General features: G+C 59.0%; 12 protein-coding genes and 1 riboswitch. Of the genes, 8 read left to right on the top strand and 4 right to left on the bottom strand.

Annotated elements, in window-relative coordinates:
- Window positions 1-118: 118 nt before the first annotated feature.
- Window positions 119-1,297: a sugar efflux transporter gene (locus ACMGGU_RS01715; RefSeq protein WP_395299797.1), complete on the bottom strand. Its 1,179-nt coding sequence runs from the start codon at window positions 1,295-1,297 to the stop codon at window positions 119-121.
- Between the two features lie 120 nt (window positions 1,298-1,417).
- Window positions 1,418-1,570, bottom strand: a complete 153-nt coding sequence (gene sgrT / locus ACMGGU_RS01710) for a glucose uptake inhibitor SgrT (RefSeq protein WP_045907787.1) — start codon at window positions 1,568-1,570, stop codon at window positions 1,418-1,420.
- An 88-nt stretch (window positions 1,571-1,658) separates the two neighbouring features.
- Here sgrT and sgrR point away from each other — a divergent pair, with 88 nt between their 5' ends.
- The 4 genes from sgrR (at window position 1,659) to thiQ (ending at window position 6,734) form a co-directional block, all read left to right on the top strand.
- Window positions 1,659-3,314: an HTH-type transcriptional regulator SgrR gene (gene sgrR / locus ACMGGU_RS01705; RefSeq protein ID WP_048225627.1), complete on the top strand. Its 1,656-nt coding sequence runs from the start codon at window positions 1,659-1,661 to the stop codon at window positions 3,312-3,314.
- Window positions 3,315-3,350: 36 nt separating this feature from the next.
- Window positions 3,351-3,451, top strand: a riboswitch (TPP riboswitch).
- Window positions 3,452-3,482: 31 nt separating this feature from the next.
- Window positions 3,483-4,466 (top strand): thiamine ABC transporter substrate binding subunit, encoded by a 984-nt coding sequence (thiB, locus tag ACMGGU_RS01700; protein WP_395299796.1) that lies wholly within the window; start codon window positions 3,483-3,485, stop codon window positions 4,464-4,466.
- Window positions 4,442-6,052: a thiamine/thiamine pyrophosphate ABC transporter permease ThiP gene (gene thiP, locus ACMGGU_RS01695; protein WP_395299795.1), complete on the top strand. Its 1,611-nt coding sequence runs from the start codon at window positions 4,442-4,444 to the stop codon at window positions 6,050-6,052. Before thiB ends, thiP begins: the two co-directional genes overlap by 25 nt.
- On the top strand, window positions 6,036-6,734 hold the full coding sequence (gene thiQ, locus ACMGGU_RS01690; protein WP_395299794.1) for a thiamine ABC transporter ATP-binding protein ThiQ: 699 nt from the start codon (window positions 6,036-6,038) through the stop codon (window positions 6,732-6,734). Before thiP ends, thiQ begins: the two co-directional genes overlap by 17 nt.
- A 28-nt stretch (window positions 6,735-6,762) precedes the next feature.
- Here thiQ and ACMGGU_RS01685 read toward each other — a convergent pair whose 3' ends face one another.
- Together ACMGGU_RS01685 and araC are read right to left on the bottom strand one after the other, a co-directional pair.
- Entirely contained in the window at window positions 6,763-7,530 is a 768-nt protein-coding gene (locus ACMGGU_RS01685; protein WP_045907783.1) for a DedA family protein, read from the bottom strand.
- A gap of 128 nt (window positions 7,531-7,658) precedes the next feature.
- A complete protein-coding gene (gene araC, locus ACMGGU_RS01680; protein ID WP_023293301.1) occupies window positions 7,659-8,504 on the bottom strand; it encodes an arabinose operon transcriptional regulator AraC in 846 nt (281 codons plus the stop codon).
- Window positions 8,505-8,841: 337 nt separating this feature from the next.
- Between araC and araB the strand changes: the two genes are divergently transcribed.
- The 4 genes from araB (at window position 8,842) to polB (ending at window position 15,362) form a co-directional block, all read left to right on the top strand.
- Window positions 8,842-10,551, top strand: a complete 1,710-nt coding sequence (gene araB / locus ACMGGU_RS01675; protein ID WP_395299793.1) for a ribulokinase — start codon at window positions 8,842-8,844, stop codon at window positions 10,549-10,551.
- Between the two features lie 10 nt (window positions 10,552-10,561).
- On the top strand, window positions 10,562-12,064 hold the full coding sequence (gene araA / locus ACMGGU_RS01670) for an L-arabinose isomerase (protein WP_196347010.1): 1,503 nt from the start codon (window positions 10,562-10,564) through the stop codon (window positions 12,062-12,064).
- Between the two features lie 89 nt (window positions 12,065-12,153).
- The gene (gene araD / locus ACMGGU_RS01665) at window positions 12,154-12,849 is read left to right on the top strand and encodes an L-ribulose-5-phosphate 4-epimerase (RefSeq protein WP_248222937.1); all 696 of its coding nucleotides are present in this window, start codon (window positions 12,154-12,156) and stop codon (window positions 12,847-12,849) included.
- Window positions 12,850-13,004: 155 nt separating this feature from the next.
- Complete coding sequence (gene polB, locus ACMGGU_RS01660) at window positions 13,005-15,362, top strand: DNA polymerase II (RefSeq protein WP_420300204.1); 2,358 nt, start codon at window positions 13,005-13,007, stop codon at window positions 15,360-15,362.
- Window positions 15,363-15,372 lie beyond the last annotated feature (10 nt).

Genomic DNA, 15,372 nt, shown 5'->3' with positions numbered 1-15,372 from the left:
ACTGTTTGCCTCTTGCGAAAGCCTGAGGCAAACAGCCTCAAGCACCCGCCACGCACTCTATTCCCCTTCGTGATCTCTGTCAGAATGTCGTTCCAATTTGTGAAGCCGTCTTCCAGAATCACACGTCTTTTACCCGGCAGGTCAGCAGGAGCGTCACAACGGATATCGCCGCAATCACCCAGTAAACCGACGTATGGCCATAGCTTTGCGCCAGCGCGCCCTGGATCACACCGGCCAGAATCACCCCGGTTGAAATACTGTTCGTAAAGAGCGTCGTGGCCGATCCCGCGCGTCCGGGCATCAGATCCTGAAACCAGAGCATGCCAATTCCGGCGACGATCCCAATGAACACGGCATTAAACAGCTGCAGCGCCAGCAGCGCTTCGCGCGAGTGGAATAAGATCAGCCCAAGATAAAACAACACCCCGGCAGCAACCGCAACCACCATCATTTTGCGTTTACCGAAACGCTTAACGTAATAGCCCGCCAGAATCATTGCCGGAATTTCCAGCCCGGCAGCGGTCCCCATTAAGATCCCCGCAAGCTTGTCCGGTAAGCCCAGATCGCTGCTGATCCACAGCGGCATGTCGATGATGTACATGGTGTTGCAGGTCCACATCAGCGTGGAGGCAATAAACAGCATACGGACGTTCTTGTCCTGCCAGCCGCTCACCTGGGTGAGAGGCTTGTCCGTTGTCTGTTCGACGCGCGCCACGGATGGCAGCGCGAAGGCTATCAGCGCCAGGCTGATGACAAAAATCCCGGCCGCGATGGTGAACATGGTGGTAAAGCCGTAGTTCAACGCCAGCATAAAGGCCAGCGGCGGACCAATGACCCACGCCAGCGAGAGCTGGGCACGCATCACCGAGCTGAACATCACCACTTCCCGCGCCGAGCTATCCGCATATTCCCGCGCCAGCGCAAACAGCTGCGGCATGGCGGTATTCGCCAGCGATGCCAGCAGCACGCCGCAGGTAATGAGCGTCAGGTAATGACGGTTGAAAGCAAAGAGCAGTGCGTTACCCACGGCCATGGCGCAGCAAAAGAGGATCAGCTTGCGGCGATCGCCCTGGCTGTCCGATCGTTTCGCCAGCGCGAGGCTGACCAGGATCCCGGCAATCGCGTTAACGGTATAAAACAGCCCTACCCAAAACGGCTGCGCCCCCACCTCGCGGCTGAGAAACAGGCTCAGCGTCGGCGCCTGCAGCGCCCCCGCCACGCCCATCATAAAGGCCACCAGCATAAAAGCGACATACACGCCGTTCAGGCGTCGCCCCATCGTCATCAACCACAGCATGCGCAAGTCCTTGTGAAAGCGAATCGAAATTGGGTGAAAGAATAAACGAAAAAAGCCAGCAAAAACATTTTGCTGGCGGGTGATAAGCACCAATACTCAGTCACACATGATCGAGGCGAGTCAGCGAGAAGAGGCCGGTTTCGTAACGTCCCACTGCATCAGTTCTTCTAACATTTTCAGCCGTTGCTCTGCACACTGGCGGGCCAGCCAGGACGATCCTTTTGTCGCTGAAAAGTACTGCTGATAAAACTGACGTGCGGTAGACCTCTTCATCATTTACCTCCTCGCTTCATCGGGAAGCATTATTGGCCTAATATAGGGATTAATAAATTGCTGGTTTTTTGTCAGGAGTTCCCCTTTTATGCCTTCCGGTCGTCTGCAGCAACAATTTATCCGCCTCTGGCAGTGCTGCGAGGGGCAATCGCAGGAAACGACGCTCAACGAGCTGGCCGACCTGCTTAGCTGTTCCCGCCGTCATATGCGTACGTTGCTCAATACCATGCAGCAGCAGGGCTGGTTAAGCTGGGAAGCGGAAGCGGGACGCGGGAAACGCTCGCGACTGACCTTTCTCTACACCGGGCTTGCATTGCAGCAGCAGCGTGCAGAAGACCTGCTCGAGCAGGACCGCATCGATCAGCTGGTCCAACTGGTGGGCGACAAAGCCGCCGTGCGCCAGATGCTGGTTTCCCATCTCGGACGCAGTTTTCGTCAGGGCCGACACATTTTGCGGGTGCTCTACTATCGGCCAATGAAAAATCTGTTGCCCGGCACGGCGTTACGCCGCTCAGAAACCCATATGGCCCGGCAAATCTTCAGCGGCCTGACGCGGATAAATGAGGAAAACGGGGAACTGGAGGCGGATATCGCGCACCACTGGCAGCAGCTTTCCCCGCGCCACTGGCGCTTTTTCTTACGCCCTGGCATCCACTTTCACCACGGTCGCGAGCTGGAGATGCACGACGTCATCGCCTCTCTGGAACGCGCCCGCAGGCTGCCGCTCTACTCGCATATTTCGCGCATCCACTCCCCTACGGCCTGGACGCTGGATATTGAGCTGTCGCAGCAGGACAAGTGGCTTCCCTGGCTGCTGGGCTATGTACCGTCGATGATTTTGCCCGGCGAGTGGGAATCGATGAACAATTTTGCCAGCCTGCCAATTGGCACCGGCCCCTACGCCGTGTCCCGCAATAACAGCAATCAGCTGAAAATCCGCGCGTTCGATGACTACTTTGGCTATCGGGCGCTGATCGACGAAGTGAACGTGTGGGTATTGCCGGATCTCAATGAAGACCTGAGCTGCGGGCTGACGCTGGAAGGCCCCACCACGGGAGAAAAGGCCGTGGAGAGCCGCCTGGAGGAGGGATGCTACTATCTTCTCTTTGACCGCCGCACCCACCGCGGAGCAAACCAGGACGTCCGGAAGTGGATCAGCCACGTGTTGTCCCCTTCCAATCTGATCTACCATGCGGAAGCGCAGTACCAGACATACTGGTTCCCGGCGTACGGCCTGCTTCCGCGCTGGCACCACGCCCGCCCGTCGCACTGCGACAAACCCGCAGGGCTGGAGTCCATCACCCTGACCTACTACCGCGAGCATGTTGAGCATCGTTTTATCGCGAGGATCATGACCCGCCTGCTGGCAGCCGAGGGGGTCAGGCTGGACATCAGGGAAGTGGACTATGACGAATGGCATCAGGGGGAAATCGCCAGTGATATCTGGCTCAACAGCGCTAATTTTACCCTGCCGCTCGATTTTTCCCTTTTCTCGCATTTGTATGAAGTCCCGCTGATCCAGCACTGCATCGACCGTGACTGGCAGCAGGATGCCGCCCTGTGGCATGCGGGCGAGATGAATCTTGCCGTGTGGTGCCAGCAGCTGCTGGCCGAGCAGGCGATCGTCCCGTTGATCCACCACTGGCTGATGATTCAGGGCCAGCGCAGCATGCGTGGCCTGCGGATGAACACCCTGGGCTGGTTTGATTTCAAATCCGCCTGGTTTGCGCCCCCGGAGCCATAACGCTTTCGTAATATTCACCAAATCATTACAATAGCGCCGTTCTCAACGGGGTGCTGCATCACAGATGTGCGCTGAGATAATACCCGTCGAACCTGATCCGGATAACGCCGGCGAAGGGATTTGAGGCTGTCGCTCAAAATCCTTTGCCACTCAACCCTGAGGTGCAAAGTGTTAAAAAAAGTTCTCCCCCTGCTGGCGCTGTTCGCGCTGCCCGTTTTAGCCAAACCCGTCCTGACGGTCTACACCTACGACTCTTTCTCTGCCGACTGGGGCCCTGGCCCGGTTGTCAAAAAAGCCTTTGAAGCTGACTGCAACTGCGAGCTGAAGTTCGTGGCGCTGGAAGATGGCGTTTCACTGCTCAACCGTCTGCGCATGGAAGGGAAAAACAGCAAGGCTGACGTGGTGCTTGGTCTGGATAACAACCTGCTGGAAGCCGCCTCGCAGACCAAACTGTTTGCCAAAAGCGGCGTCGCAGCAGAGGCCGTTAACGTGCCTGGCGGCTGGAAGAACGACACCTTTGTGCCGTTCGACTACGGCTACTTTGCTTTTGTTTACGACAAAAACAAGCTGAAAAACCCGCCGAAGAGCCTGAAAGAGCTGGTGGAAAGCGACCAGAAGTGGCGCGTGATTTATGAAGATCCGCGGACCAGCACGCCAGGCCTGGGTCTGCTGCTGTGGATGCAGAAAGTCTACGGCGATAAGGCGCCGGAAGCGTGGCAGAAGCTGGCTGCCAAAACCGTGACCGTGACCAAAGGCTGGAGCGAAGCCTATGGCCTGTTCCTGAAAGGTGAAAGCGACCTGGTGCTGAGCTACACCACCTCCCCGGCTTACCACATTATCGCCGAGAAGAAAGATAACTATGCTGCCGCAGATTTTGCGGAAGGGCACTATCTGCAGGTGGAAGTGGCCGCGCGTACCGCTGCCAGCAAGCAGCCGGAGTTGGCCGAGAAGTTCCTGAAGTTTATGGTTTCGCCGGCATTCCAGAATGCCATTCCCGCAGGCAACTGGATGTATCCGGTCACCAGCGTTGCACTGCCTGCAGGTTTTGAACAGTTGACCAAACCGAAAACCTCGCTGGAGTTTACGCCGCAGCAGGTCGCCGCGCAGCGTGCCGCATGGGTAAGTGAATGGCAACGCGCCGTCAGCCGCTAATTCCCGGCTGGTTGCTTCCCGGGCTGCTCGCCGCCGTCGTAATGGTGGCAGTCAGCCTGGGGGCTTTTCTTGCGCTGTGGTTTAACGCGCCGGAGAGCGACCTGCTCGCTCTCTGGCACGACAGCTACCTCTGGCACGTCATTCGGTTCTCTTTCTGGCAGGCGTTTCTTTCTGCCCTGATGTCGGTGCTCCCGGCGATTTTTCTTGCACGCGCGCTGTATCGGCGGCGTTTCCCCGGCAGGCAGGCTCTGCTGCGCCTGTGCGCCATGACGCTGATCCTGCCCGTGCTGGTGGCGGTATTTGGCATTCTGAGCGTTTACGGTCGCCAGGGGTGGCTGGCTTCGCTGTTCGGCCAGCTTGGTCTGGAATGGTCATTCTCGCCTTACGGACTGCAGGGCATCCTGCTGGCACACGTCTTTTTCAATATGCCGATGGCAACGCGCCTCTTTTTGCAGGCGCTGGAGAACATTCCCGGCGAACAGCGCCAGATTGCCGCCCAGCTCGGCATGCGCGGCGCGTCGTTCTTCCGCTTTGTCGAATGGCCGTGGCTGCGCCGCCAGCTCCCGCCCGTAGCGGCATTAATCTTCATGCTCTGCTTTGCCAGCTTTGCCACCGTGCTGTCACTTGGCGGCGGGCCGCAGGCCACCACCATTGAGCTGGCGATTTACCAGGCGCTGAGTTACGACTACGATCCCGGTCGCGCCGCACTGCTGGCGATAGTCCAGATGGCGTGCTGCCTTGCACTGGTTCTGTTGAGCCAGCGGCTGAGTAAAGCCATTCCCGCTGGTAGTCATCAAATAACCGGCTGGCGCGATCCGCAGGACAGCCTGCACAGCCGCGTCAGTGATGTTATCCTGATCGCGCTGGCGCTCCTGCTGCTGTTGCCGCCGCTGCTGGCCGTTATCGTTGACGGTCTAAACCTTAATCTCCTGTCCGTCCTGCAACAGCCCGTCCTCTGGCAGGCCACCTGGACCTCGCTGCGTATCGCGCTGGCTGCCGGATTACTGTGCGTCATCCTGACCATGATGCTGTTGTGGAGCAGCCGTGAGCTTTACGCCCGCCAGGCGCAAAAAGCCGGACAAATGCTGGAGCTGACGGGCATGCTGATTCTGGCGATGCCGGGGATTGTACTGGCAACGGGCTTCTTTTTACTGTTCAACAGCACCCTCGGCCTGCCGGAAAGCGCCGACGGCATCGTGATCTTTACCAACGCCTTAATGGCCATTCCTTACGCGCTCAAGGTGCTGGAAAACCCGATGCGCGACGTCAACAGCCGCTACAGTTTGCTGTGCCAGTCGCTGGGCATGCAGGGCTGGCAGCGGCTGAAGGTGGTCGAACTGCGCGCGCTAAAGCGTCCGCTGGCACAGGCGCTGGCGTTTGCCTGCGTGCTCTCTATTGGAGACTTTGGGGTCGTGGCGCTGTTCGGCAATGACGATTTCCGCACGCTGCCATACTGGCTCTATCAGCAAATCGGCTCTTACCGCAGTCAGGACGGCGCGGTCACCGCGCTGTTACTGCTGCTGCTGTGCTTTGCCTTATTTACCGTTATCGAAAAACTTCCGGGGCGTGATGCTAAAACTGACTGATGTAACCTGGCTTTATCAGCATCTGCCGATGCGCTTCACGCTCTCCGTGCGCCAGGGAGAGATGATCGCCGTGCTTGGCCCAAGCGGTGCCGGGAAAAGCACCTTGCTCAATTTGATCGCCGGTTTTCTGCAACCTGCCAGCGGGTCGATAGTCATCGATAATCGTGATTTCACCAACGCCCCTCCGGCTAAACGTCCTGTCTCAATGCTGTTTCAGGAAAACAACCTGTTTACCCACCTGACGGTGCGGCAAAACATCGCGCTGGGAATGCACCCGGGACTGAGGCTGAACGATGATCAGCGCCATAAACTGGAAGTTATTGCCGCGCAGATGGGGATCGCCGGGTTTATCGACAGGCTGCCGGGCGAGCTTTCCGGCGGGCAGCGTCAGCGCGTTGCGCTGGCACGTTGTCTGGTGCGCGAACAGCCGATACTTCTGCTGGATGAGCCGTTCTCGGCGCTCGATCCCGCGCTGCGCCAGGAGATGCTGGCCCTGGTGCAGGAGGTCTGTCAGCGCCAGCAACTGACGATGCTGATGGTTTCGCACAGCATCGAGGATGCCGCACGGATTGCCCCGCGATCGGTGGTGATCGCGGAGGGACGCATTTTGTGGGATGGAGCAACAGAAGCATTAATGAGCGGAAAAGAAAGCGCTTCTGGATTATTGGGTATAAAACCGTAGGCCGGGCAAACGCAGTGCCGCCCGGCGCTTAACGGCTCACCACCTTCAATAGAATCTCACCGTACACCGGCATCAGCGGGTGACGAATCAGCGCCACCAGCGCCACCACCGCCACACCCAGCGTCAGCGGGGCCAGCCAGAGCAGGCGAGTACGCGGGAGGTAGCGCGTCAGGCGATCGATATTTGCCTTCGCGCTGCGCCACAGTCGCCAGCAGAGCCATGCCGCCAGCCATAGCAGCAGCGCCGTGCCCAGCAGTAGCCACTTAAACTCACCGCTTTGCATACCGTCAGGAATATCGATGGCGGCCCCCGCGAGGATCCCCGGCAGGAAGTAGAACGGCGGCCAGAAGACGCAGCCGATAATGTTTGGCACCACGAATTTCGCAACGGGCAGATCCAGCATCCCGGCCACCATCGGCACCAGCGGACGCGTTGGCCCTACGAAGCGGCCGACGAGGATGGTAAACATGCTGTGCTGGTGCAGCGCATGCTCGGTCTTATCCAGCAAAGCTTTGTTCTTTTTCATGAACGACCAGCGGTGCAGCGGCTTCTTAAAGCGCCAGCCCAGCCAGAAGGAGATCCAGTCGCCGAGCAGGCAGCCGATAATTCCCGCCAGCCACGCCTGCCAGAAATTGACCTCACCGCTGCCGATCAGCGCGCCAAGCCCCGCCATCATCACGGTGCCAGGCAGGATTAACCCGACGAGCGCCAGCGACTCCAGAAACGCCACCAGCGCCACGGCGATGAGCGAGTACATAACGGACTGGGTAATAAAGTGTTCCAGCAATGCCTGCATAACTATTCCGGTCAGAAAACGAATCAGCGATTCTGCTTAGCGCCCCGCACCGCGTCAAGGCAACAATTGTCTGAATAGTTTACAGGTTGCTTCCCGCATTCACCTGTTTGTTTATCTTTTTTTACCGTTTATTCACATCCCGCGCGGAATTCACTGGGGCTGGCACCGGTGCATTTTTTAAATACCCGGGAGAAATAGAGCTGATCCTCAAAGCCCACGTTGCGCCCCACGGTGGCGATGGGCATCCGGGTGGTGCTGAGCAGCAGCTTCGCCTGGCTGATGCGCTGGTCCTCGCGCCAGCTCAACACGCTGACGCCCAGCTGCTGGCGGAACAGATGCGACAGACGCGACGGTGACAGGCAGACGTGCTGGGCAACGCTGGCGATATCAAACTGGCTATCGGCCAGGTGGTCGCTGATGTACTGGCAGGCGTCGCGCACGCGGTTATCCAGCGGCGGGTTAAGCGACGCGTTAATCGCCTCCATCCGTCGCAGCAGCAGCTGCTCAAGCAGGTTAATCGCCAGCAGTTCAGCGTAGCGCCCCCCGGCCTGTCCCGCCTCGATAATCTGCGCAAAAAGTTCGCGAAACTGCGCCAGATGCACCTCGTCCGGACGATAAAAACCGGTGTGCGCAAAAATAGCCGGCCAGGAAAGCCACTCCTGCCAGTAGGCGCGCGGACGGAAATAGACCCACTGGTGATACCACTCTTTGGCATCCGGATGACGGCCATAGTGGTGGATCTCCCCCGGCGGGAACAGCAGGATATCCCCCGGGCGGCAGACAAACTGCTGGTCACCGTTTTTGATGATCCCTTCCCCTCGCACGGTCAGGTTGAGGATATATCCTTTCATCCCAAGCGGTCGATCGACGTAAAAGTCGAGATATCCTTCAGCCTCGATAGGAGTCAGTCCCGCCACAAGGTGCGCGTTAAACGAGTATCCCGGCAGCAGAGGATCGTTTTGCGTTTCGGCCATAGATTCAGTTCTCCCAAGGGTCCTCAAGGAAACCAATTGTCCATATCACTAAAAGCAGGTTAAAAATGGCCCGCGAAAAGATCCAAAAAGCATCACGCCGCTTTTACGTCCGCCATGTTTCAGCCTTTCCCCCTGATTTCTCCGCCTGAGCAGGCAGATAAGCAGTAACAAAAGTGTCTATAACTGCGGCAGAAATGTCCACATTGAATATTTGCACGGCGTCACACTTTCCGTTGTAACAGCAATTTAGTCCATAAGATTAGCGGATCCTGCCTGACGACTTTTGTCCCCAGTCTCTAATGTTCTTCCATACCTCTTTTTTCGATGGAGCAACACCATGGCAATTGCGATTGGCCTCGATTTTGGCAGCGATTCGGTTCGCGCGCTGGCAGTGGACTGTACGTCCGGCCAGGAGATAGCAACCAGCGTTGAGTGGTACCCGCGCTGGCAAGAGGGGCGCTACTGCGATGCGCCGAACAACCAGTTTCGGCATCACCCGCGTGACTACATTGAGTCGATGGAAGCGGCCATTAAAACCGTTCTGGCCGAACTGACCGACGCCCAGCGGGCGGATATTGTTGGGATTGGCGTCGACAGTACCGGCTCCACGCCTGCCCCTGTGGATGCCGAAGGCCGCGTGCTGGCGCTGCGTCCTGAGTTTGCCGACAACCCGAACGCCATGTTCGTGCTGTGGAAAGACCATACCGCCGTGGAAGAGGCCGAAGCCATCACCCGCCTGTGCCATCAGCCGGGCAAAACGGACTACTCGCGCTACATCGGCGGAATTTACTCCAGCGAATGGTTCTGGGCCAAGATCCTGCACGTCACCCGTGCCGACGCAACCGTTGCGCAGGCTGCAGCGTCATGGGTTGAGCTGTGCGACTGGGTGCCTGCTCTGCTCTCCGGCACCACGCGTCCACAGGATATCCGCCGCGGTCGCTGCAGCGCCGGGCATAAATCCCTGTGGCATGAAAGCTGGGGCGGCCTACCTCCGGCAGCCTTCTTCGATGAACTCGACCCGATCATCAACAAGAGCCTGACATACCCGCTGTTTACCGACACCTTTACCGCCGATATTCCCGTCGGCACCCTTTGTGAGGAGTGGGCGACGCGCCTCGGCCTGCCGCAAAACGTGGCGATCTCCGGCGGCGCGTTTGACTGCCATATGGGCGCCGTGGGCGCGGGCGCGCAGCCAAACACGCTGGTCAAAGTCATCGGCACCTCCACCTGCGACATCCTGACGGCGGATAAAGCCACCGTCGGCGACCGCGCGGTAAAAGGTATCTGCGGCCAGGTTGACGGCAGCGTGGTGCCAGACTTTATCGGCCTAGAAGCCGGTCAGTCCGCGTTTGGCGATATCTACGCCTGGTTTGGCCGCGTGCTCGGCTGGCCGCTGGATCGGCTGGCGGCGGCGCATCCTGAACTGAAAACCCAGATCGCCGAGAGCAAAAAGCAGCTTCTGCCCCAGCTCACCGACGCCTGGGCCAAAAATCCGTCTCTCGATCACCTCCCGGTGGTGCTGGACTGGTTTAACGGTCGCCGCACGCCGTTTGCCAACCAGCGCCTGAAAGGGGTGATTACCGATCTCAACCTGGCGACCGACGCACCTGCGCTCTTCGGCGGCCTGATTGCCGCAACGGCATTCGGTGCCCGCGCCATTATGGAGTGCTTCACCGAGCAGGGCATCGACGTGAATAACGTGATGGCGCTGGGCGGCATCGCCCGTAAAAACCCGGTGATCATGCAGGCCTGCTGCGACGTGCTGAACCGTCCGCTGCAGATTGTGGCGTCCGATCAGTGCTGCGCGCTGGGCGCGGCGATTTTCGCCGCCGTCGCCGCGGGCGTCCATGCGGATATCCCCACCGCGCAGCAGCACATGGCGAGCGCCGTCGAAAACACCCTTCAGCCGCGTGCTCAGCAGGCACAACGCTTTGAACAGCTTTATCAGCGCTACCAGCAGTGGGCAAAAAGCGCCGAACTTCACTATCTCCCTGTCGCCGCCCCGGCCAAAAGCACCGCGGACACTACGGCAACCCTGACCCATTAAGGACACGATGATGACCATTTTTAATAACTATGAAGTGTGGTTTGTGATTGGCAGCCAGCATCTGTACGGACCGGAAGCGCTGCAGCAGGTAACGAAACACGCGGAGCACGTCGTTAACGCGCTGAACGCGGAAGCCAAACTGCCGTGCAAGCTGGTGCTGAAACCGCTGGGCACAACGCCGGATGAGATTACCCATATCTGCCGCGACGCGAACTACGACGATAAATGCGCCGGTCTGGTGGTATGGCTGCACACCTTCTCACCGGCAAAAATGTGGATCAACGGCCTGTCTATCCTCAACAAACCGCTGCTGCAGTTCCATACCCAGTTCAACGCCTCCCTGCCGTGGGACAGCATCGACATGGACTTTATGAACCTGAACCAGACCGCACACGGCGGCCGCGAGTTCGGCTTCATCGGCGCGCGCATGCGTCAGCAGCACGCGGTGGTCACCGGCCACTGGCAGGATGGTAAGGCGCAACAGCGTATCGGATCCTGGATGCGCCAGGCGGTTTCGAAGCAGGATACCCGCCACCTGAAAGTGGTGCGTTTCGGCGACAACATGCGTGAAGTGGCGGTCACCGACGGTGACAAAGTGGCCGCGCAGATCAAGTTCGGCTTTTCCGTGAATACCTGGGCCGTGGGCGACCTGGTGCAGGTGGTGAATGACATCAGCGATGGCGACGTAAGCGCGCTGGTGGATGAGTACGAAAGCAGTTACCGCCTGACGCCTGCGGCACAGATCAACGGCGACAAGCGTCAGAACGTGCTGGATGCGGCGCGCATCGAACTGGGCATGAAGCGCTTCCTGCAACAGGGCGGTTTCCACGCCTTTACCACCACTTTTGAAGATCTCCACGGTCTGAAACAGCTGCCGGGTCTGGCAGTACAACGTCTGATGCAGCAGGGCTACGGCTTTGCCGGCGAAGGCGACTGGAAAACTGCCGCTCTGCTTCGCATCATGAAGGTGATGTCGACCGGTCTGCAGGGCGGCACCTCCTTTATGGAGGACTACACCTATCACTTCGAGAACGGCAATGACCTGGTGCTCGGCTCGCACATGCTGGAAGTGTGTCCTTCCATCGCGGTAGAGGAAAAACCGATCCTCGACGTGCAGTACCTCGGCATCGGCGGTAAAGCCGATCCGGCGCGTCTGATCTTCAACACCCGCACGGGCCCGGCCATCAACGCCAGCCTGATCGATCTGGGCGATCGTTTCCGCCTGCTGGTGAACTGCGTCGATGCGGTTGAAACACCACATTCTCTGCCGAAACTGCCGGTCGCCAACGCCCTGTGGAAAGCACAGCCGGATCTGCCGACCGCGTCAGAAGCCTGGATCCTGGCCGGTGGCGCGCACCATACCGTCTTCAGCCACGCGCTGGATCTGAACGACATGCGTCAGTTCGCCGAGCTGCACGATATCGAATTGACCGTCATTGATAACGATACCCGCCTGCCCGCCTTCAAGGACGCGCTGCGCTGGAACGAAGTCTATTACGGTTCAAAACGCTAAAGCACGGAATGCCCGGTGGCGCCGCGTTTACCGGGCCTACGATCCTGTAGGCCGGATAAGCGAAACGCCATCCGGCACTGGAGACAACAATGTTAGAAGAGCTCAAACGGCAGGTACTTGAAGCCAACCTGGCGCTGCCGAAACATAATCTGGTCACCCTGACCTGGGGCAACGTGAGCGCCGTTGACCGCGATAAAGGCGTGTTCGTGATCAAGCCTTCCGGCGTCGATTACGCGGTGATGACGGCGGACGATATGGTCGTTGTCAGCATCGAAACGGGTGAAGTGGTGGAAGGCAACAAAAAGCCGTCATCCGATACGCCCACTCACCGCCTGCTCTATCGATCATTCCCGACTATCGGCGGTATCGTGCATACCCATTCGCGCCATGCCACTATCTGGGCGCAGGCGGGCCAGGCCATCCCGGCGACCGGCACCACCCACGCGGACTACTTTTACGGCACCATTCCCTGCACGCGTTTGATGACCGATGCGGAGATCAACGGCGAGTATGAGTGGGAAACCGGTAACGTGATCGTTGAGACCTTCGAAAAACAGGGAATCGACGCGGCGCAAATGCCCGGCGTGCTGGTGCACTCCCACGGCCCGTTTGCCTGGGGGAAAAACGCGGAGGACGCGGTGCATAATGCCATCGTGCTCGAAGAGATCGCCTATATGGGGATCTTCTGTCGCCAGCTGGCGCCGCAGCTGCCGGATATGCAGCAAACCCTGCTGGATAAGCATTACCTGCGCAAGCACGGTGCGAAGGCCTACTACGGGCAGTAAACCCTTTCCGGTGGCGCTACGCTTACCGGGCCTATGGAACCTGCAGGCCGGATAAGCGCAGCGCCATTCGGCGAAACAGGCACTGTATAAAACCCCAGCAAACCTACCTCAACCAGGCTATAATCAGGCCTGGTTTTGTTTTCTGGGATAACGGCGTGGCGCAGGCGCAAGAAGGCTTTTTACTGACCCGACACTGGCGGGATACGCCTCAGGGCACCGAGGTTGAATTCTGGCTGGCAACGGACAACGGCCCGCTGCAGGTGACGCTGCCGCCGCAGGAGTCCGTGGCGTTTATTCCAGAAGCGCACGTCGAAAAAGTGAAACAGCTGCTGCGCGGTGAAAACGGCTGGCGCATTACCCCGCTTGAGCTGAAAGATTTCCACCGTCAACCGGTTTATGGCCTCTACTGTCGCGCCCATCGTCAGCTGATGCGCTATGAAAAACTGCTTCGCGAAGCGGGCGTGACGCTCTACGAAGCCGACATCCGCCCACCGGAGCGCTTTCTGATGGAGCGGTTTATTACCGCGCCCGTCTGGGTCGACGGCACCGCGCACAACGGCAGCCTCGTTAACGCGCGGCTGAAGCCGAACCCGCACTACCGCCCTCCGCTGAAGTGGGTCTCCCTGGATATCGAAACCACCCGCCACGGCGAACTGTACTGCATAGGCCTGGAAGGCTGCGGCGATCGGGTTGTCTATATGCTCGGACCGCCGAATGGTGATGCCTCCGCCCTGGATTTCCGGCTTGAGTACGTCAACAGCCGCCCGCAGCTGCTCGAGAAGCTTAACCAGTGGTTTGCCGACTACGATCCCGACGTCCTGATCGGCTGGAACGTGGTGCAGTTCGACCTGCGCGTGCTGCAAAAACACGCCGAGCGTTACCGCATCCCGCTGATGCTCGGGCGCGGCAACAGCGAGCTGGAATGGCGCGAGCACGGTTTTAAGAACGGCGTTTTCTTCGCCCAGGCGAACGGTCGCCTGATTATCGACGGCATCGAGGCGCTCAAGTCCGCCTTCTGGAACTTCTCATCATTCGCCCTCGAAGCGGTGGCGCAGGAGCTGCTTGGCGAAGGCAAATCCATCGACAACCCCTGGGACAGAATGGACGAGATCGACCGGCGCTTTAACGAAGACAAGCCCGCGCTCGCCACCTATAACCTGAAAGATTGCGAGCTGGTCACGCAGATTTTCCACAAAACCGAAATTATGCCCTTCCTGCTGGAACGCGCGACGGTGAACGGCCTTGCGGTAGACAGGCATGGTGGATCGGTTGCCGCCTTTAGCCATCTCTACTTTCCCCGAATGCACCGGGCAGGATATGTCGCCCCTAACCTCGGGGAGGTGCCTCCGCAGGCGAGCCCCGGCGGCTACGTCATGGATTCCCGGCCAGGATTGTATGATTCCGTTCTGGTGCTGGACTACAAAAGCCTCTACCCGTCGATAATCCGCACCTTCCTGATCGATCCCGTCGGGCTGGTTGAGGGCCTGGCCCAGCCGGATGATGAACACAGCACCGAAGGCTTCCTCGGCGCACGCTTCTCGCGGGAAAAACACTGCCTGCCCGACATCGTGGGAAACATCTGGCACGGCCGCGATGAGGCCAAGCGCCACGGCAACAAACCGCTATCACAGGCGCTGAAAATCATCATGAACGCCTTCTACGGCGTGCTGGGTACCAGCGCCTGCCGCTTCTTCGACCCGCGGCTGGCGTCGTCGATCACCATGCGCGGGCACGAGATCATGCGTCAGACCAAAGCGCTGATTGAGTCCCGGGGCTATGACGTCATCTATGGTGACACCGACTCCACCTTTGTGTGGCTTAAGGGCGCGCATTCAGAAGAAGACGCCGCGCAAATCGGCAAAGCGCTGGTCGCCTTCGTGAACGACTGGTGGCAGGAACATCTGCAGAAAGCGCGGTTAACCAGCGCGCTGGAGCTGGAATTTGAAACCCATTTCGCCCGCTTTTTAATGCCCACCATTCGCGGTACCGATCAGGGCAGCAAGAAGCGCTACGCCGGGCTGATTCAGGACGGCGACGCGCAGCGGATGGTGTTTAAAGGGCTCGAGACGGTACGTACCGACTGGACGCCGCTGGCGCAACAGTTCCAGCAAACGCTCTATCTGCGGGTGTTTCGCAATGAGCCGTATCAGGACTACGTGCGCGAGACGATAGCCAGCCTGATGGCGGGCGAGCTTGACGCGCAACTGGTGTATCGCAAACGCCTGCGCCGCCCGCTCGCGGAGTACCAGCGTAACGTTCCTCCGCACGTGCGCGCCGCGCGCCTCGCGGATGAAGAAAACGTCCGCCGCGGCCGCGCGCCGCAGTATCAGAACCGGGGCACCATCAAATACGTCTGGACGATAAACGGTCCGGAACCGGTGGATTATCAGCACTCGCCTCTGGATTACGAACACTATCTGACGCGTCAGCTTCAGCCGGTTGCCGACGGAATTTTGCCCTTCATCGACGACGACTTTGCTACACTTGTTACAGGGCAACTTGGCCTATTTTGACGCGTGACGA

This window comes from Enterobacter sp. BNK-8 (assembly GCF_048685095.1).
GTDB lineage: Bacteria > Pseudomonadota > Gammaproteobacteria > Enterobacterales > Enterobacteriaceae > Enterobacter > Enterobacter quasiroggenkampii.
The sequence above is the reverse complement of the archived record's forward strand: the minus strand, read 5'-3'. Positions and strand labels throughout refer to the sequence as shown.